Origin of the sequence: Listeria farberi, from assembly GCF_014229295.1 — a bacterium.
Classification (GTDB): domain Bacteria; phylum Bacillota; class Bacilli; order Lactobacillales; family Listeriaceae; genus Listeria; species Listeria farberi.
This window is the reverse complement of record NZ_JAARZL010000001.1, coordinates 1-18,721: the sequence shown is the minus strand read 5'-3', so window position 1 is coordinate 18,721 and position 18,721 is coordinate 1. Positions and strand designations below refer to the sequence as shown.

At 38.8% G+C, this 18,721-nt stretch carries 22 protein-coding genes, 1 rRNA gene and 2 other annotated features; all 23 genes read right to left on the bottom strand.

All coding sequences use genetic code 11. The annotated features are described in order from the left end of the window. Positions 1-66 precede the first annotated feature (66 nt). Positions 67-567: a 50S ribosomal protein L10 gene (gene rplJ, locus HCB38_RS00115; protein WP_003723030.1), complete on the bottom strand. Its 501-nt coding sequence runs from the start codon at positions 565-567 to the stop codon at positions 67-69. Positions 568-622: 55 nt separating this feature from the next. After that, positions 623-766, bottom strand: a sequence feature (ribosomal protein L10 leader region). 48 nt (positions 767-814) lie between these two features. Then, positions 815-1,504: a 50S ribosomal protein L1 gene (gene rplA, locus HCB38_RS00110; protein ID WP_003726838.1), complete on the bottom strand. Its 690-nt coding sequence runs from the start codon at positions 1,502-1,504 to the stop codon at positions 815-817. Positions 1,505-1,543: 39 nt separating this feature from the next. After that, positions 1,544-1,969 (bottom strand): 50S ribosomal protein L11, encoded by a 426-nt coding sequence (gene rplK / locus HCB38_RS00105; protein ID WP_003718336.1) that lies wholly within the window; start codon positions 1,967-1,969, stop codon positions 1,544-1,546. Positions 1,970-2,095: 126 nt separating this feature from the next. Further along, positions 2,096-2,566 (bottom strand): Imm63 family immunity protein, encoded by a 471-nt coding sequence (locus HCB38_RS00100; RefSeq protein ID WP_185317810.1) that lies wholly within the window; start codon positions 2,564-2,566, stop codon positions 2,096-2,098. Between the two features lie 54 nt (positions 2,567-2,620). Continuing rightward, entirely contained in the window at positions 2,621-3,154 is a 534-nt protein-coding gene (gene nusG, locus HCB38_RS00095; RefSeq protein ID WP_003760101.1) for a transcription termination/antitermination protein NusG, read from the bottom strand. A 129-nt stretch (positions 3,155-3,283) separates the two neighbouring features. Further along, entirely contained in the window at positions 3,284-3,463 is a 180-nt protein-coding gene (secE, locus tag HCB38_RS00090; RefSeq protein WP_003765079.1) for a preprotein translocase subunit SecE, read from the bottom strand. A gap of 19 nt (positions 3,464-3,482) precedes the next feature. Further along, positions 3,483-3,632 carry a 50S ribosomal protein L33 gene (gene rpmG / locus HCB38_RS00085; protein ID WP_003728079.1) on the bottom strand — a complete coding sequence of 50 codons (150 nt, stop codon included), beginning with the start codon at positions 3,630-3,632 and terminating at the stop codon, positions 3,483-3,485. 102 nt (positions 3,633-3,734) lie between these two features. Then, the gene (locus HCB38_RS00080) at positions 3,735-4,340 is read right to left on the bottom strand and encodes an RNA polymerase factor sigma-70 (RefSeq protein WP_185637138.1); all 606 of its coding nucleotides are present in this window, start codon (positions 4,338-4,340) and stop codon (positions 3,735-3,737) included. Between the two features lie 80 nt (positions 4,341-4,420). Next, positions 4,421-4,933 (bottom strand): NYN domain-containing protein, encoded by a 513-nt coding sequence (locus HCB38_RS00075; RefSeq protein ID WP_185317808.1) that lies wholly within the window; start codon positions 4,931-4,933, stop codon positions 4,421-4,423. Between the two features lie 2 nt (positions 4,934-4,935). After that, a complete protein-coding gene (gene rlmB, locus HCB38_RS00070; protein ID WP_185317807.1) occupies positions 4,936-5,691 on the bottom strand; it encodes a 23S rRNA (guanosine(2251)-2'-O)-methyltransferase RlmB in 756 nt (251 codons plus the stop codon). Continuing rightward, on the bottom strand, positions 5,691-6,101 hold the full coding sequence (locus HCB38_RS00065; RefSeq protein WP_185317806.1) for a Mini-ribonuclease 3: 411 nt from the start codon (positions 6,099-6,101) through the stop codon (positions 5,691-5,693). Before HCB38_RS00065 ends, rlmB begins: the two co-directional genes overlap by 1 nt. A gap of 3 nt (positions 6,102-6,104) precedes the next feature. Then, the gene (gene cysS / locus HCB38_RS00060; RefSeq protein WP_185317805.1) at positions 6,105-7,520 is read right to left on the bottom strand and encodes a cysteine--tRNA ligase; all 1,416 of its coding nucleotides are present in this window, start codon (positions 7,518-7,520) and stop codon (positions 6,105-6,107) included. Between the two features lie 6 nt (positions 7,521-7,526). Next, positions 7,527-8,141 carry a serine O-acetyltransferase EpsC gene (gene epsC / locus HCB38_RS00055; RefSeq protein ID WP_003760085.1) on the bottom strand — a complete coding sequence of 205 codons (615 nt, stop codon included), beginning with the start codon at positions 8,139-8,141 and terminating at the stop codon, positions 7,527-7,529. Positions 8,142-8,212: 71 nt separating this feature from the next. Next, positions 8,213-8,438 (bottom strand) — a binding site (T-box leader). Between the two features lie 102 nt (positions 8,439-8,540). After that, the gene (gltX, locus tag HCB38_RS00050; RefSeq protein ID WP_185637136.1) at positions 8,541-10,016 is read right to left on the bottom strand and encodes a glutamate--tRNA ligase; all 1,476 of its coding nucleotides are present in this window, start codon (positions 10,014-10,016) and stop codon (positions 8,541-8,543) included. Positions 10,017-10,034: 18 nt separating this feature from the next. Then, positions 10,035-10,508 (bottom strand): 2-C-methyl-D-erythritol 2,4-cyclodiphosphate synthase, encoded by a 474-nt coding sequence (ispF, locus tag HCB38_RS00045; RefSeq protein ID WP_185317803.1) that lies wholly within the window; start codon positions 10,506-10,508, stop codon positions 10,035-10,037. Continuing rightward, positions 10,501-11,199 carry a 2-C-methyl-D-erythritol 4-phosphate cytidylyltransferase gene (ispD, locus tag HCB38_RS00040; protein WP_185637134.1) on the bottom strand — a complete coding sequence of 233 codons (699 nt, stop codon included), beginning with the start codon at positions 11,197-11,199 and terminating at the stop codon, positions 10,501-10,503. The genes ispF and ispD overlap by 8 nt, the downstream gene beginning before the upstream one ends. A 19-nt stretch (positions 11,200-11,218) precedes the next feature. Continuing rightward, positions 11,219-12,292: a PIN/TRAM domain-containing protein gene (locus HCB38_RS00035; protein WP_185317801.1), complete on the bottom strand. Its 1,074-nt coding sequence runs from the start codon at positions 12,290-12,292 to the stop codon at positions 11,219-11,221. A 133-nt stretch (positions 12,293-12,425) separates the two neighbouring features. Then, entirely contained in the window at positions 12,426-13,799 is a 1,374-nt protein-coding gene (gene radA, locus HCB38_RS00030; RefSeq protein ID WP_185620138.1) for a DNA repair protein RadA, read from the bottom strand. Between the two features lie 153 nt (positions 13,800-13,952). Next, the gene (locus tag HCB38_RS00025) at positions 13,953-16,415 is read right to left on the bottom strand and encodes an ATP-dependent Clp protease ATP-binding subunit (protein ID WP_185637132.1); all 2,463 of its coding nucleotides are present in this window, start codon (positions 16,413-16,415) and stop codon (positions 13,953-13,955) included. Positions 16,416-16,443: 28 nt separating this feature from the next. Then, on the bottom strand, positions 16,444-17,466 hold the full coding sequence (locus HCB38_RS00020) for a protein arginine kinase (protein ID WP_185317798.1): 1,023 nt from the start codon (positions 17,464-17,466) through the stop codon (positions 16,444-16,446). After that, a complete protein-coding gene (locus HCB38_RS00015) occupies positions 17,463-17,981 on the bottom strand; it encodes a UvrB/UvrC motif-containing protein (protein ID WP_185317797.1) in 519 nt (172 codons plus the stop codon). The genes HCB38_RS00020 and HCB38_RS00015 overlap by 4 nt, the downstream gene beginning before the upstream one ends. Positions 17,982-17,993: 12 nt before the next feature. Next, positions 17,994-18,452 (bottom strand): CtsR family transcriptional regulator, encoded by a 459-nt coding sequence (locus HCB38_RS00010; protein WP_185317796.1) that lies wholly within the window; start codon positions 18,450-18,452, stop codon positions 17,994-17,996. A 145-nt stretch (positions 18,453-18,597) separates the two neighbouring features. After that, positions 18,598-18,713: ribosomal RNA gene (gene rrf / locus HCB38_RS00005) — 5S ribosomal RNA — on the bottom strand. Positions 18,714-18,721 lie beyond the last annotated feature (8 nt).

The following is an 18,721-nucleotide window of genomic DNA, read 5'->3' as shown; positions in this document are numbered from 1 at the left end:
CAATTAATATAATTTTTTCGGATTTAACCGAGATTTGTTTGTAGGGTTTCCCCTTGGTAGAACAGATTATGCTTCTTGTCCTTCTTTTTGGTCAGCAACAGCTTTAGTAGCGATAGCAAGACCGCGAACTGGAGCTTGAAGTACGTTGCAAAGCATAGATAGCAATCCTTCGCGTGATGGAAGTGTTGCAAGTGCTTTAATTTCTTCAAGAGAAGCAACTTTACCTTCAATAACACCGGCTTTGATTTCTAGTGCTTCATGATCTTTAGCGAAATCGTTAAGGATTTTCGCAGGCGCAACTACGTCTTCATTACTGAATGCGATTGCGTTAGGACCAGTTAGAGCTCCTTCTAAACCTTCGTAACCGTTAGCTTCAACAGCACGGCGAGTTAGTGAGTTTTTGTAGACTTTAAATTCAATACCAGCATCACGCAATTGTTTACGTAATTCAGTGATTTCGCCAACGTTTAAGCCGCGGTAATCAACAATTACTGTAGACGCACTAGCTGATAATTTAGTTTTAATTTCTTCAACTGCACTTTGTTTAGCTTCAAGAACTTTACTCATTTTTCCACCTCCGTCCAACAATTAAATCTAATTAAACAGACACAAATTCTGTTTGATCAGCAACAAAAAACCTCTGACACCGTAGACGCCAGAGGTTTTTGTAAAATGCACGCGGACGCACACTTCAAAAGAAATCCCTCGGGTGGCAAAATTAAGCGATAAACGCACCAACTGTCTACGGTAAGGATATTTGATTGTTTCAACTAGCCTATCTTATCAAAAGAAAAGGGGCTGGTCAAGTTAAATTTTATAAGCTTGCTGGGTCAACTTTGATTCCAGGTCCGAAAGTAGTTGTTACGGAAAGATTTTTCACGTAAGTACCTTTCGCAGCAGCAGGTTTTGCTTTTTGTAGAACATCATTCACAGTACGGAAGTTTTCTACTAGTTTAGCAGCATCAAAAGATACTTTACCGATTGCAGCGTGGACATTCCCAGCTTTATCAACACGGTATTCTACTTTACCAGCTTTAATTTCGTTAACTGCTTTAGTTACGTCCATAGTTACTGTACCAGTTTTAGGGTTTGGCATTAAACCTTTTGGTCCAAGGACACGGCCTAATTTACCAACTTCACCCATCATGTCAGGTGTAGCAACGATAACGTCAAATTCAAACCAACCTTGGTTGATTTTTTCAACGAATTCAGATTCACCAACGTAATCAGCTCCAGCAGCCTCTGCTTCTTTTGCTTTTTCACCTTTTGCGAATACTAATACACGTTGAGTTTTACCAGTACCGTTTGGTAATACAACAGCACCACGGATTTGTTGGTCCGCTTTTTTAGGGTCAACGCCAAGACGGAATGCTACTTCAACAGTTGCATCGAATTTAGCGAAGTCAATTTTTTTAGCAAGTTCAACTGCTTCTTCTGCAGTGTAAACTTTATTTGCATCAATTTGTTTTAAAGCATCTTGATACTTTTTGCCTTTCTTAGCCATTTCTTTTCCTCCTTAATTGTCAAATTGTGAAACACACGATTAGTCTTGGATAGTGATACCCATAGAACGTGCAGTACCTTCAACCATTAGCATTGCAGATTCAACATTTGCAGCGTTAAGGTCTGGCATTTTTGTTTCAGCAATTTCCTGTACTTGAGCGCGAGTTACAGATGCAACTTTTGTTTTGTTTGGTTCACCGGATCCTTTTTCCACTTTAGCTGCTTTTTTAAGTAATACAGCTGCTGGTGGAGTTTTAGTGATGAACGTAAACGAACGGTCTTCAAATACAGTGATCACAACAGGAATAATAAGACCAGCTTGATCGGCTGTGCGAGCATTAAACTCTTTACAGAATCCCATGATGTTTACGCCAGCTTGACCTAATGCAGGTCCAACTGGAGGTGCAGGATTTGCTTTACCTGCTGGAATTTGAAGTTTAACTTCTTTAATCACTTTTTTTGCCACGAGACATACCTCCTTAAGTCCGTGATGTGGTTGACTGGGGCTGATATTTCCCCTCCCACGTTAAAACATACGTCAAAAACGTACTTATATATGATACCATCTTAAACGTTTCGTTGCAAGATTTTTTTAGAGATTCACTTTGAATTCCATGGTCGTTTTATCGAAATAGACGTTTTGATTTTTCCGCCATAAGTTCAAATACGCTGTGTAACCTTGCGCAGCCTTATCAATCCAAGCTGGGTTTACTGTTTTTAATAACTGCAATGTTTTTTCAAAAGCGATTTTACGGGTATCCGTTTCAAGGATGTTATCGTCACGTTCGATGTCTTCTTTACGATGGCGAAGTTCAAATTCCATCCCCATATACCAACAAATATGCAGGAATACTTCATATTTAAATTCGTCAAAATCAGTTGTTTTGAATTCACTGTTTCGTTCGCCGCGTTCATAACCGTAAAGCATATAGCCATCTTGTTCGCTATAGTCCATACAAAGTTCACCGCACCCTGGACCGTTACCTAAGAATAAAGGAAAATCGAGATCTAAAAATAGAGCTTCTCGTTTAAAATCCAAATATATCTGCTTAGCCTTGTCCATTTGCTTGCCTCCTTAACAAAACAACCTCCACAAATAATGTAGAGGTTGTAAGTTTTAAAGTTTTTCGATTTGATTGAAATCCACTTCGACTGGAGTTTCACGTCCGAACATGTTAACCATGACTTTCGCTTTACCTTTGTCATTATCCATTTCGTCCACTTTACCAGAGAAGTCCGCGAATGGTCCTTCTTTGACCATAACTGTTTCACCAATTTCAAAGTCTGCTTCAGCACGTTTTTCGACCATACCCATACTTTTCAGAATACGATCTGCTTCTTCTGGAAGTAATGGTGTTGGTTTCGATCCAGAACCTGAAGAACCAACAAATCCAGTAACTCCTGGAGTATTACGCACAACATACCAAGAATCATCTGTCATAACGATTTCTACTAATACATAACCCGGGAAAACTTTACGTTTAATTGTTTTTGTTTTACCATTTTTCACTTCTGTTTCTTCTTCTTCCGGTACGATAACGCGGAAGATTTTATCTGACATGCCCATTGATTCTACACGTTTTTCTAAGTTTGCTTTGACTTTATTTTCATAACCGGAGTAAGTATGAACTACATACCAATTTTTTTCCATTGTTTAGTTGGCAGCAATCCTATTTTGCCGCCATCCTCCTTTTAGTATAATCCAAAATAAAAAACCCGAAAGTTGTACGGGTTTTGTCTCAAGTAATAGTATATCATTATCTTTGTAAAATTCCTAGCACTACACGATAAGTTTAATAATTTGTTCGATACCAAAATCAATCAACATAAAGAATAATGCAAATAAAATTACTGTAATAACTACTGTTACTGTGTATGTTAAAAGTTCTTTTCTAGTTGGCCATGTAACTTTATGCATTTCGGATGAAACGTTCCGAAAGAATCTTGCTATTGCAGACATACCAAAACCTCCATATCGTCTATTTTGTTTCTCGATGTAATGTATGTTTATTACAGTGTCGACAGAATTTCTTCACTTCTAAGCGAGTTTCTTTCTGCGTCCCGCTAACATTGACTGTATAGTTTCTTGAACCACACTCAGAACAAGCGAGCGATGTTTTCTTCTTCATAAATACCTCAACTCCGCAATCATTAAATATGCCATGCCAAAAAGTAGGCACATTTCATCCATATAAATATAACACTTGGCTCCTAGCTAGTCAATTATTTTTTCACTCAAACTGCTTCATCATTTTCTTTTTTACTCGCTGTAAGGCATTATCGATAGCCTTCTCTTTTTTATTGAAAAAAAGAGCCATTTCTTGATAGCTTTTACCTTCTAAATATTGTTTTAACACTTCTTTTTCAAATTCACTTGTGACTTGTTCTAATTGACGCGCCACATGCGTTAAACCTTCATTTTTAATTAAAAAATCTTCTGGGGTTTCAGCAGCTTTTTCGGAAATAACATCTAGCAAAGTCCAATCCACATCATCTTCAGCCATTGGTGTATCTAATGAGACGGAATTATTTAAAGGGATATTCTTCTGTCTAGATGCCCGCTTCACCGCCGAAAGAAGTTGCCTATTAATACACATTTCCGCAAAAGAACGAAAAGAGGCTTCTTTTGACCCATCATAATCACGAATTGCCTTAAAAAGTCCAATCATTGCTTCTTGAATTAAATCATCTCGCTCTGCACCTTGCAAAAAATATTGCGTCGATTTCCAGTAAATAACTGACTGATACTTACTGAAAAAATACTCTAACGCTTCCGTATCACCGCTTCTAGCTAGTTCAAGCATCGCCATTTCTTCTTGATTTACTGAATTCTTCACTAGGCTAATCGGCTCCTTTTCGACAGGATTTCTTCTTTGGTTGCTTCATTATACATAGTCAGAAACAGCCCGTCAATCCCTTACTCTTCGCCTCTTCTCCACTTTTCAAGTTGGGAAATAACGTCAGAATCTAAATTGAGGTTTGACTTTGGCATTTTTTCCTGAATTCGTTTGATTTTCTGTCCAATCTGTTTACTCATTTCTTGAATTTCAAAAAGTAATTCACGCGAAGAAATTCGAAGCGCTCCTTGTCCAAAAATAGCCCACTGCTCTGTGTAATCAGAGGTTGCTACAATAATTTGGGTCCGTGCATTTTTCCATTCAATCGCTTTTTGTTCAATATATTCATCTGCTGTTTCATCTTCATGTGTAAAAACTACTTCGACTTGATGCTTCTTGCTTTTTCGCTTCACACCACGAACGAATTGCGCATCAAATACAACTACAACACGGTATCCCGTATAGCTTTGGTACTCCGCCATCCACTCAATTAGCTTATCTCTCGCCGCTTCCAAATCACGATCTTTTAAGAAACTCAATTCTGGCCAAGCTCCAATCACATTATACCCGTCAACAAGCAGAATTTGTTCCATCATTATTTCTCCAGTGGGAAACGTTTCCGATAAACTTCATAAAGTAACAAACTTGCAGCAACAGAGGCATTAAGTGATGTCACTTTTCCACGCATTGGTAAATGAACAAGGAAATCACATTTTTCACGAACTAAACGACTCATTCCAAAACCTTCACTTCCAATTACAATGGCAAGTGGCATGTCGGTATCCATCGTCCGGTAATCACTACTTCCTTTCGCATCTGTTCCAAAAATCCACAGTCCACGTTTTTGCAGTTCTTCCATTGTCCGTACCATATTTGTCACGCGAACTACTGGCACATACTCCATTGCTCCAGTACTTGCTTTGGCTACAGTTTGGGTTAAGCCTACTGATCGGCGTTTTGGAATGATAATCCCGTGTGCTCCAACAGAATCTGCTGTACGCATAATTGAGCCTAAATTATGGGGGTCTTCTAACTCGTCTAAAATAATGAAAAATGGCATTTCATCTTTTGCTTCAGCTGCCGCAAATAAGTCATCTAACTCCGCATATTGATAAGCTGCAACTTGAGCAGCAACACCTTGATGCGCACCACTTACTACTTTTTCAATCTTTTGTTTTGGTACAAACTGAACTTGAATTTTACGTTCCTTCGCTAACGTTAATACTTGTTTTAAAACACCTTTTTGCGAGCCTTCTTGTACGTATATTTTATGGATATCTCTATCTGATCGTAATACTTCAAGGACAGGATTTCTCCCACCAATCCACTCTTGCTCATTTTCTTGTTCCATTAGTTGTTTTCCACTCCTTTTCCGACTATTTCAAGCGCTTTTTCCATCCATTCCTGTAGTCGTTCCATGTCACCTGCTAAATAAAGATAGCCAAGTACTGCTTCAAAGGAAGTAGACATACTATATGTCCCAGGATCTGTGTTTTTAGGGACTGTATATGACTTAGCATTTCGCCCCCGCTTTGCAATCCGATCTTCTTCGTCTGTTAAAAAACCTTCTGCAATCATAGCTTTAAGCGCCACAGCCTGCCCTTTTGCAGAAACGAATTTTGTCGCAGTTTTATGCAGTTGATTCGGTTTTGTCTTTCCAGCAGCAAGTAAGTATTCGCGAATAAATTTCTCATACACTGCATCGCCCATATAGGCAAGCGCAAGGCCATTAAGTTGTTTGTAGTCTTTCACTTCTACCATGATTTACCCCCGTCTAAACCGCGTGCCTTGCGCAGTATCTTCCAAAATAATATCTTTTTCTTTTAAAATATCTCGAATTTCATCAGCTCGCGCAAAATTACGTTCATTTCTTGCTTGCAGACGTTCTTCAATTAGCGCTTCTACTTCGCTATCATCCAACGAATCAGTTTGCGCGTTTTCCAATTTCAAACCTAGTACTTCTGCAAATAAACGCATCATACTTAAAAATTCACGCAAAACATTAATAGAAACTGTTTCTTTTGAAAGATAAATATTCGCACGTTTCGCGAGTTCGTGGAAAGTAGTAATCGCATTGGCAGTATTAAAATCATCATCCATATCATCTTCAAATGCTTGTTTTAATTCAGTCAGTTGTTCTAACCATTCATCCTCATGCGTTTCTTCTACATATTCGCCGTCATCAGTTTGAATACGGTGATCAATATTTTGATACGCAATCATTAATCGTTCCAACCCATTTTTTGCATCATCTAAAATGGCATCATTCAGCGTAATAGGTTTCCGGTAATGCACGGACAACATAAAGAAGCGAATCACATTTGGGTCATTGTCTTTTAGTACATCATGGAGTGTAATAAAATTCCCGAGAGATTTAGACATTTTCTCCCCGTCAATATTTAAAAAGGCATTATGCATCCAGTAATTTGCGAAAGTTTTCCCGGTCGCCGCTTCGGATTGAGCTATTTCATCTTCATGGTGAGGGAATACTAAATCTTGCCCCCCCGCATGAATATCAATCGTATCGCCAAGATATTTTTTCGCAAGCGCTGAGCATTCAATATGCCAACCCGGACGCCCATTTCCAAATGGACTTTCCCAAAAAATTTCACCCGGTTTAGCAGCTTTCCAAAGCGTGAAATCAAGTTCATCTTGCTTACGCTCATTATATTCAACTCGTGCGCCGTGTTGCAGTTCCGATAATTCTTGACCAGATAGTTTTCCGTAATCTTTGAATTTTTTTGTACGGAAATACACATCGCCAGCTGACTCATAAGCATAATCTTTTTCAATTAATGTACCTATCAATTGGATAATTTCATCCATATTTTCCGTTACACGTGGATTCACGCTAGCTTTCGCCACATTCAATTGATCCACATCATCAAAATAAGCTCCAATAAAACGGTCCGCCACTTCTGGAACTGTCAATTTCAGTTCATTTGCCGCACGAATCAATTTATCATCCACATCCGTAAAATTAGACACGAATTTCACATCATAACCACGATACGTAAAATAACGACGAACCGTATCAAAAACAATAATTGGCCGCGCGTTTCCGATATGAATATAATTATAAACAGTCGGTCCGCAAACGTACATTTTCACTTCACCATCTTTGAGTGGTTTAAAAGGCTCTTTCTCTCGCTTTAATGTGTTAAAAATTTGTATCGACAATCAGATCTACTCCTTTTCCTTCAAAAGTTTTTCTACTATATTTTCTAATTCCGCAATTCGCAACGTCAGTTCATCCATCTTAGGGACCGCGTGTCCAACCGTACGACCGTTAAGCCGAACAACTTTAGCAGGAATACCTACTACTGTTGCGCCAGGAGGTACGTCTTTTAAAACAACCGCACCCGCGCCAATCCGGGCATCTGCTCCAATATCAACAGGACCAAGTACTTTTGCTCCTGCTGAAACAAGTGCTCTGTCACCGACTGTTGGATGGCGTTTCCCGCAGTCTTTCCCGGTCCCACCAAGCGTAACTCCATGAAAAATCGTAACATCATCACCAATTTCCGCAGTTTCTCCAATGACAATCCCTGCACCATGATCTATAAAAAGCCTTCTACCAATTGTTGCGCCGGGATGAATTTCTATATTAGTCCAGAAACGAGCAGTCTGCGATAATACTTTTCCAAACAAAACCATTTTGTGGCGATAAAAAAAGTTTGCCACACGGTGCCACCAAAGTGCATGTAATCCAGGATTCGTTAAAAAAGCATCAAAAAAAGTCTTTGTCGCAGGGTCATTCTTTATAATTGTTGCAATATCTTCTTTTAAGCGAGTTGGCATTTTGTTGCCTCCTTATTCAAGTTCGTACATTTTTTCCTTGGAACCTACGCCAACAAAAAAAGCCCCTCTAATACAGAGACGCTCCGCGCGGTTCCACTCTGACTTGAGTACTACTAATTTCAGCAGATACTCCAACTCTAGGGGTGGGGGTAACGACCCACATTTCGTCTGACGATACTAAATTTCCCATCAGAATTCAGGGAGGCATTTCAGGAGTGTTCAGCTAAGTCGCTTCCAGCCATGGCGACTCTCTCTATAAGCTTAGAATTCCGTACTTCTTCCCATCATCACTTTTTCCGTATATTTAGTTCTATTATAACAGCAATAAAATTCCTTGCAACTGAAATATATCAAAATAAAAAAGCACCTCGCACATAGTCGAGATGCTCTCCCTTAAAATTAATTGTTTTTCAACCATGTATCCAAACGATGAAGCACTTTCTCACGACCAAGCACTTCGATTGCAAGTGGTAGTTCAGGACCATGCATTTCGCCAGTAGTGACAATACGAATCGGCATAAATAAACCTTTACCTTTTACGCCTGTTTCTTTTTGAACACGTTTGATGGCAACTTTTACTTCCGACGCTTCAAGAACTTCTAGCGCTTCTAATTCTTTTTTGAATGTCGAAATAACTGTTGGTACTGTTTCTTCTGCAAGCACCGCTGTTTCTTCTTCGTCAAAAGTAATCGATTCAGCATCAGCGAAAAACATTTCTGAAAGTGGCACAATTTCAGCACCATAACTCATTTGCTCATGATAAAGCGAAACTAACTTATGCACCCAATCAAGTTCTGCTTGATCTAAATCAGCAGATACAACACCAGCTTTTTGTAAATGAGGCAACGAAAGTTCCACAACATCATTAAGCGGTAATTTTTTCACATATTGGTTATTCACCCAAGTTAATTTAACGTTATCGAATAATGCTGGCGATTTAGATAAACGCTTCGGATCAAACATTTTAATAAATTCTTCTTTGGAGAAAATTTCTTCTTCCCCTTCTGGAGACCAACCAAGCATAGCAATAAAGTTAAATAAGGCTTCTGGTAAATACCCTAGGTCACGATACTGCTCAATAAATTGAATAATTGAGCCATCACGTTTACTTAATTTACGTCTGCTTTCATTCACAATAAGTGTCATATGTCCAAAAATTGGAGGTTCCCAGCCAAAAGCATTATATATTAAAATTTGTTTTGGTGTATTCGAAATATGGTCATCACCACGAAGAACATGCGAGATTTCCATTAAATGATCATCCACTGCTACCGCAAAATTATAAGTCGGAATCCCGTCTTTTTTCGCAATAACAAAATCTCCAATCCCATTCGATTCAAAAGAAACATCATCTTTAACCATATCATTGAAAGTAATTGTTTCATTAGCTGGTACTTTGAAGCGAATGCTTGGTTTGAAACCTTGTGCTTCTTTTTCCGCTTGTTGTTCTTTTGTTAAATGACGACATTTTCCGCTATAACGAGGCATTTCACCATTTGCTTTTTGTTTTTCGCGTTCAGCATCTAATTCTTCTTCCGTACAATAACATTTATAAGCCAAACCTTTATCTAAAAGTTGTTGAATCAGTGGTTCGTAAATCGATTGACGTTCAGATTGACGGTAAGGGCCATATTTCCCTGGAACATCAACGCCTTCATCCCAGTCCATACCTAGCCATTTCAGATTTTTCATTTGGCTTTCTTCACCGTCAGCTACGTTACGCTTAGCATCCGTATCTTCAATTCGAATGATAAAGTCTCCATCGTTATGTCTTGCAAATAAATAGTTAAATAAGGCAGTACGTGCATTTCCAATATGCAAAAATCCAGTTGGACTCGGCGCATAACGTACACGTACTCGTTTTGTTTCACTCACAATTATTCACTCCTTTAATTATTTTTCAAGTAAGACTACCGCTAAACTAGCAATACCTTCTTCTCTACCAGTAAAACCTAATTTCTCCGTCGTGGTTGCTTTTACATTTATTTGGGATGGTTCTGCGTGGAGCAACTCAGCAATCCGAAGTTTCATCAATTTCACATAAGGTGCCATTTTCGGTTTTTCAGCAATAATAGTCGCGTCCAAATTCCCAAGTTTGAACCCCTCTGCTTCCACCTGTCGCCAAATTTCCGCAAGAAGCTCTGCTGAATCCGCGTCTTTATAAGCCATATCCGTATCCGGGAAAAAGTGACCTATATCCAAAGCGCCAATTGCACCAATGATAGCATCTGTAATAGCATGGAGTAGTACGTCCGCATCACTATGACCTAGCAAACCTTTTTCGTAAGGAATCTTAACTCCACCAATCACCAGTTCACGGTCATAATCAAGTTTATGTACATCATATCCTTGGCCAATTCTAATCATTTAATTTCCCTCCAAGTTCTCCTAAAATCGCCTTAGCAAGTGGCATATCTTCTGGAGTTGTCAGCTTTATATTATAATAGCTTCCTTGGACAATAGCAACAGGGTATGGAATCCGCTCGACCAAACTAGATTCATCCGTTCCTAGAAATTGGTCTTTTTTTGCGAGACGGTGCGCCTTTTGTAAAATATCTAGCTCAAAAGCTTGAGGCGTTTGAATTTGCCAGAGGTTTTCACGATCAACCGTCTCTATGACAACTTTGTCGAAAACTCGCTTTACTGTATCTTTCACTTGCACAGCACAAATAGCAGCTTTATTTTGTTTCACACCTAATAACAGACGATCAATAACATCTAAAGTTACAAAAGGTCTAGCCCCATCATGCACAAGCACTACTCTTTCTAAGCCACAATGTTCCAGCCCAGCCGCTACACTATACTGACGTTCGCTTCCACCTTTTACGACCTCAACTCTATCCTCCGAAACGTCAAGTTGCCGCATCAATTTTCTCACATGTTTTCTTTCCGATTCTTGGCACACAACAATCACTTTCGAACAACGATTATCGGCTATAAAAGGACGTAAGGCATGAATGAAAATTGGTTCGCCAACTAAGTCAAGCCACATTTTATTTTTTTTCGCATTCATACGTTTACCCTGTCCTGCAGCTAAAAAAATCAGCTCATAATTCATGCTTATTAACTCCTTCCAATCAGGATGGTTTAGCAAAAATCATTCTTCCTGCTGATGTTTGAAGCACACTTGTAACTTCAACTTGAATTGTTTCATTAATAAATTTACGCCCATCTTCTACAACAATCATCGTTCCATCATCTAAATATGCCACGCCTTGATTATGCTCTTTACCATCTTTCACCATAAGAACAGTCATTTTCTCACCTGGTAATACAACAGGTTTTACTGCATTTGCCAAATCATTTATATTTAAGACTGGTACATTTTGAAATTCACATACCTTGTTCAAATTATAATCATTTGTTACGACAATCCCGCCCATTACTTTTGCAAGTTTTACAAGTTTACTATCCACTTCTGGCGTGTCCTCAAAATCACCTTCATACATTTCTACTTGGATAGAGTCTTCTTTTTGAATTCGATTTAAAATATCTAATCCACGTCGACCCCTTGTCCGTTTTAACGTATCAGAAGAATCCGCGATATGTTGGAGCTCCGCTAGCACAAAGAGTGGTATAACAACCGTTCCATCTAAAAATCCAGTAGCTAAAATATCCGCAATACGGCCATCAATAATAACACTTGTATCCAAAATTTTATAGGTTTTCTTAGATTTTTCTTCAGTCCGCTCTTCTTCAGGAGTTTTCTTTTTCGCATTTCTATTATTAACAAAATTCCCCAATTCATTACGGCGACTAATTCCAATACGGAACCCTAAATAACCTAGCACTAATGTCAAAATAACTGGCACTACTGAATTTAAAAGCGGAATATTCGTTTGGCTTAAAGCATTGCTTGCGAAAAACGCAATAACTAAACCAACAAATAAACCTAATCCCCCGTAAATAAGCGTTGCAATAGCAATTTTAGCTAATTTTTCCTCTAACCAATTAAGTGCGGCTTCTACATATTTCACCGCCCAGAAAGTAATAAGATAAAATATAAGTGCACCAATCAAAGCATCAGTATAAGGATTATTAATTAGCAAAATGTGTCCTATTCCAAGTTTCACCCATAGTGCTGGTAGTGAAAAGACTCCCGTAGTCCCACCAAGGATAAGAAAACACACTCGAATTACCCATGTAAGCATTTAGTTTCCCCCTTTCCATTTTTATATTTATACATATAATTGGGCTATTACCAAACATACATATAGCACTATTTTACACTATTAAAAGACTATACCGCAAATAGTACTCCTAGAATCACTCAAGTATTTATTTTCAGTCTGGTAAAGCCTTCTTCAATGCTTCGCCAATCGTTTCCACGCCAACCACTTGGACGTCTTTTGGTATTTTCCAAGCACCTTCATTATTTTTGGGAATAAAAATCCGTTTAAAGCCTAGTTTGGCGGCTTCTTGTACGCGCTGCTCAATTCTTGCTACACGACGAATCTCACCTGTAAGTCCAAGTTCTCCGATAAAACAATCCGTACTTCTTGTCGGTTTATCACGATAACTAGAAGCCACACTAACTGCTACCGCTAAATCAACTGCTGGCTCATCTAATTTAACCCCACCAGCTGCTTTCAAATAAGCATCTTGATTTTGTAACATTAAACCTACTCTTTTTTCTAAAACGGCCATAATCAAAGAAACTTTATTATAATCAATTCCTGTTGCCATCCGTTTTGCGTTTCCAAACATTGTCGGTGATACAAGCGCTTGAATTTCTACAAGCACAGGACGCGTTCCTTCCATCGAAGCTACAACTGTTGATCCTGAAGCCCCCTCTAAGCGTTCCTCTAAGAAAACCTCAGATGGATTGGCAACTTCCACAAGACCAATATCACGCATTTCAAAAATCCCCATCTCATTTGTCGAACCAAAACGGTTTTTCACTGCGCGCAAAATTCGGTAAGCATGGTGACGTTCTCCTTCAAAATAAAGTACTGTATCCACCATATGTTCAAGTAAACGCGGTCCAGCTATTGCGCCTTCTTTCGTCACATGACCAACGATGAAAATGGCGATATTTTGCATTTTAGCAATTCGCATTAAAGCAGCGGTACATTCTCTAACCTGAGATACACTTCCCGCAGCACTCGTGACATCTGGATGATAAACAGTTTGAATAGAGTCAATGACGACAAAATCTGGTTTTACAAAGTCGATTGTTTCTTGAACCGCTTCTAAATTAGTTTCTGCATAAACATACAAGTTATCACCGGAAACTTGCAGCCGCTCTGCACGAAGTTTTGTTTGCTTAATTGATTCTTCTCCGGAAATATATAATACTTTCTTATTAGTAAGTGTAAGTTGTGCTGACACTTGTAGTAAAAGGGTTGATTTACCAATCCCAGGATCGCCGCCAACAAGTACCATAGATCCCGGAACAACTCCGCCCCCAAGTACTCTATTTAATTCAGGCATATTAGTTTCTACCCGAGCTTCTTCTTCACTTGCAATTTGAGTTATCGGAGTCGCCTTCGATGGTTCCCCTGTATGATTAAAAGCTGAGCGTGATTTTTTCGATGGCTCTAATGCCTCCACCATCTGATTCCACTCATTGCAATTCGGACATTTACCCATCCATTTTGCCGATTCATACCCACATGACTGACACACAAATTTGGTCGTCCTTTTTGCCTTAGCCATTTCTACATCCCTCCATACATATGCTTCATTTTACCACAGATCATCTGTTCGCGTTAAGCCTTTTAGCCAAATTCGTATTTTCAACCTTCATTCTATCTTTTTAGCCCTTATTTAGAAAAAACCTTCCTTAAATGTTTAAGGAAGGTTCATCATTTATTTCGATTTTACTTTTTTGGGAGTAGCTTTCTTCTTAGTCGCTGCTTTTTTTCTAACTTCTAATTTTCCATCTTTCACACCAATTTCAACGTTATCGCCTACTTTGATATTGCCACGAAGTAATTCTTCAGAAAGCATATCTTCTACTTCTTTTTGAATTGCTCGTTTCAAAGGGCGCGCCCCGTATTCTGGATCATAACCATCTTTGGCAATTTTAGCTTTTGCGCCTTCTGTTAATTTCACATGAATATCACGTTCAGCTAGGCGGCTAGTTAATTGAGCAGTAAGAAGTGTAACAATTTGTTTCAATTCTTTTTCTTGTAGAGAATGGAATACAATTGTTTCGTCAATCCGATTGATAAATTCTGGTCGGAACGCCTGTTTTAGATCTTGTAAAACGCGGTGCTCCATTGCTTTATGATCTTTAAGTGGATCAATCACATTAAAGCCCATTGATTTATCTTGTTTCATTTCTTGGGCGCCAATATTAGAAGTCATAATGATAACTGTATTTCTAAAATCAACTACTCGCCCTTTAGAATCAGTCAAACGACCATCATCCAGTACTTGTAGCAACATATTAAATACATCTGGATGCGCTTTTTCAATTTCATCTAAAAGGACTACTGAATAAGGTTTTTGACGAACTTTTTCAGTCAGTTGCCCGCCTTCTTCATATCCTACATAACCTGGAGGAGCACCAACTAAACGAGCAGTTGAGAATTTCTCCATGTACTCAGACATATCGATTCGAATCATCGAATCCTCATCACCAAACATAGACTCAGCAAGCGCACGTGCAAGTTCTGTTTTCCCAACTCCAGTAGGGCCAAGGAAAATAAAGGAGCCAATCGGACGTTTCGGATCTTTAAGCCCTGCACGAGCTCGGCGAACAGCAAGTGATACGGCTTTTACCGCTGCATCTTGGCCAATAACACGTTCATGTATAAGTTTTTCCATATTAAGAAGTTTATTTGTTTCCGTTTCAGCCAGTTTAGCTACCGGAATTCCAGTCCAACTAGCAACTACTTCAGCGACAATATCTTCTGTTACTTCACTATGGTCAAGTCCTTGTTTTTCTTGCCAATTAGCTTTTGTTTCTTCTAATGATTTTTTGAGTTTTTGTTCTTTATCTCGTAATGATGCTGCTTTTTCAAATTCTTGCCCTTGTACAGCGGCATCTTTTTCTTTTTTCAAATCAGATAAATTGTTTTCCATTTCTTTAACATTTTTGGGAGTTGTAAAAGATTTCAAACGAACTTTTGAACCAGACTCATCAATAACATCAATCGCTTTATCCGGTAAGAAACGATCTGAGATGTAGCGATCAGATAAACGAACAGCAGCCTCAAGAGCCGCATCCGTAATTGCAACACGGTGATGCGCTTCATAACGATCACGCAACCCATGTAAAATTTGGATAGACTCTTCGACAGTTGGTTCATCAACTTTAATTGGTTGGAAGCGTCTTTCAAGTGCCGCATCTTTTTCAATATATTTACGATATTCATCAAGTGTTGTTGCACCAATACATTGTAATTCGCCACGAGCTAGAGGTGGCTTCAAGATATTAGATGCATCAATCGCACCTTCCGCCCCACCAGCGCCAATTAAAGTATGGAGTTCGTCAATAAAGAGAATAACGTTGCCAGCTTGACGAATTTCATCCATTACTTTTTTCAAACGGTCTTCGAATTCACCACGATATTTTGTACCTGCTACAACAGTCCCCATGTCAAGCGTCATTACACGTTTTCCACGTAAGGTCTCAGGCACTTCATTACGAACAATTTGTAGCGCTAACCCTTCTGCAATCGCTGTTTTACCAACACCCGGTTCTCCAATGAGTACCGGGTTATTTTTCGTCCGGCGACTAAGTACTTCAATCACACGTTGGATTTCTTTAGAACGACCAATAACTGGGTCCAGATTATCTTCCCGAGCAATAACCGTTAAATCACGTGCCAAACTATCTAATGTTGGTGTAGCTTGCGTATTAGTTTGACGACCAGCTCCCGTAGCATCTCCACCACCTAGAAGCTGTAAGACTTGCTGACGCGCTTTGTTTAAACTAATACCAAGATTACTTAAAACTCGTGCCGCAACTCCTTCACCTTCACGAATAAGCCCAAGTAAGATATGTTCTGTTCCCACATAAGTATGACCTAATTTACGAGCCTCATCCATTGAAAGTTCAATTACTTTTTTAGCCCGAGGAGTATATTGAATCGTGGTCACAGCTTTTTCTCCATGTCCAATTAAACCTTCCACCTCTTGCTGCACTTTTTCAGAACTAACTCCAAGTTCATAAAGAGCTTTCGCCGCAATTCCTTCGCCTTCTCTTACAAGACCTAAAAGTATATGTTCTGTTCCTAAATTACTATGATTCAAACGCATCGCCTCTTCTTGTGACAACGCGAGTACTTTCTGAGCTCTTTGCGTAAATCGTCCAAACATCATTGCTGTTTCCTCCTTATCGTAAGCCGCATTATTTATCGCCTAAAATCTCGCGAATCACTTTGGCCCGTATTACTTTCTCTTCCAATTCATCCATATCTCTCCCTGCTTCTCTTCTCAAAAAAGCTGGTTGCGAAAATAGTACCAATTCATTCATTTTTTGGCGAGAAATATGCTCGAAAAAGCCTAACTCTACACCAAGTCTAATATCAGAAATAGCATCTGCTGCTTCTTTCATAGAAATAATACGACAATTTGTCAGTAAACCATATGCCCGAAAAACTCTATCTTCAAGTGCAATATGGAACTTTTGCTTCAAAGTAGTTCGAGCTACACGTTCTTGCATAATAATTTGTTCCATGACTTGCGTTAAATCTTCCACAATTTCTGCTTCCGTTTTACCCAGAGTCACTTGATTGGAGACCTGAAAAATACTACTTGCAGGCATGCTACCTTCTCCGTATATACCTCTTACCACAAAACCAAGGCTCCTAATCGCTTCAATCACATTTTTAATTCTTTTAGTTGTCACAAGCCCTGGTAAGTGAACCATCACAGAAGCACGCATCCCAGTCCCGACATTCGTTACACAACTCGTCAAATATCCAAACTCTTTATCAAAAGCATAATTAAGCTTCTCTTCCACATAACCATCAATTTGTAGCGCAGCCTCTAACGCATCGAATAATCTCAAACCAGGCGTCATGCACTGTATCCGCAAATGATCTTCCTCATTTAACATAATACTCACATTTTCTTCTTCATTTAAAAGAACAGCCCCATACTCACTCTTATTCATCATATAGGGACTAATTAAATGTTTTTCCACCAAAAGAGCTTTTTGCAGTAAAGAAATTTGATTCATTTTAAACAAAGTAAAATTATCATCAAAAACTGCTGCAATATTATTAACAATCTCTTCCTTTTGCTCATAAACCGGAAACTGCTCATCCTTCAAATTCCTAGCAAGCCTAATACGTGAACTTAAAACGACATCATCATCATCACCAGCATTTTCTAACCAAGAACTAAGCCGAGGCTCAAATACATTCATTTTTCCTCACCCCCAGCCTTCAAAGCTTTGATTTCATCCCTAATAATTGCGGCTTCCTCAAACGCTTCATTTTTAACTAGTTGTGCTAACTTTTCTTGTAAGCGACTGATTTCATTTTGAAAACCTTCCGCACGCTCAACTTCTACTGGAACCTTACCAACATGTTTTTTATAACCATTTTGCACTCGACCAATAATCGGTACCAATTGCTCTTCAAAAGCTGAATAACACTCCGAACATCCAACTCGATTAGTCTGTAAAAACTCCTCAAAACTAAGTTGGCAATTCCCACAGGCAAGCTCTTTTTGCGCATTTTCTTCTTTTTGCAAAAGCGTCAAGAAATCAAGAGCAACTTCACTAAAAGTATCCATAGCTTTGACTAAGTCTTTCTCTGAAGAAAGAGCTTCGTTAGCCGCACAATTCTCACATAGATATAACGATTCTACTTTCCCAGCTTCATTTAATTGTTGCAAAGCAATAACCGCTTTATTTTCTCCACATCTTTGACAAATCATTGTTATCACACCTTAATCATATTTCAAAGCAACCAACATCGCCTCTAAAATCCTACTTCTTAAAATATCTCTATCTGGTAAAGGTAAAATTAAAACTTCCCGGTCCAAGGCCGAAACCATCAACCTAGCTTCTTTCTTTGTTATTACCTCTTCTTCAAGTAACCTCAAAATAACATCTTCAGAAAATGATTGGGAGACCTTTTTATCATGAACCATTGAAATAATCGCTTCTAACAGTTGAAGTTTATCATTCATTTTAACTTTAATAATGCGAATATATCCACCGCCACCGCGTTTACTTTCAACAATATACCCTCGTTCCATTGTAAACCTAGTATTGATTACATAATTTATTTGAGAAGGCACACATTCAAACTTATCCGCAATTTCACTCCGCTTAATTTCAACTGCTTCACTAGACTCCAAGACTTGTTTCAAATAAGCTTCTATAATATCAGAAATGTTTTTCATTTTAAGGAATCTCCTTTCCATACTTTTCAAATCACTGACTTTGACTATTTTTGACTTTAATTATACTAGATATCGCTACCTTTTAGCAATTTATTTATCTTTTACAAACAAAAAAAGTCCTAAATAATTAGGACTTTGTTAGATTGCCCGGCAGCGACCTACTCTCGCAGGGGGAAGCCCCCAACTACCATTGGCGCAGAGAAGCTTAACTACCGTGTTCGGGATGGGAACGGGTGTGACCTTCTCGCCATAACTACCAGACAATATTG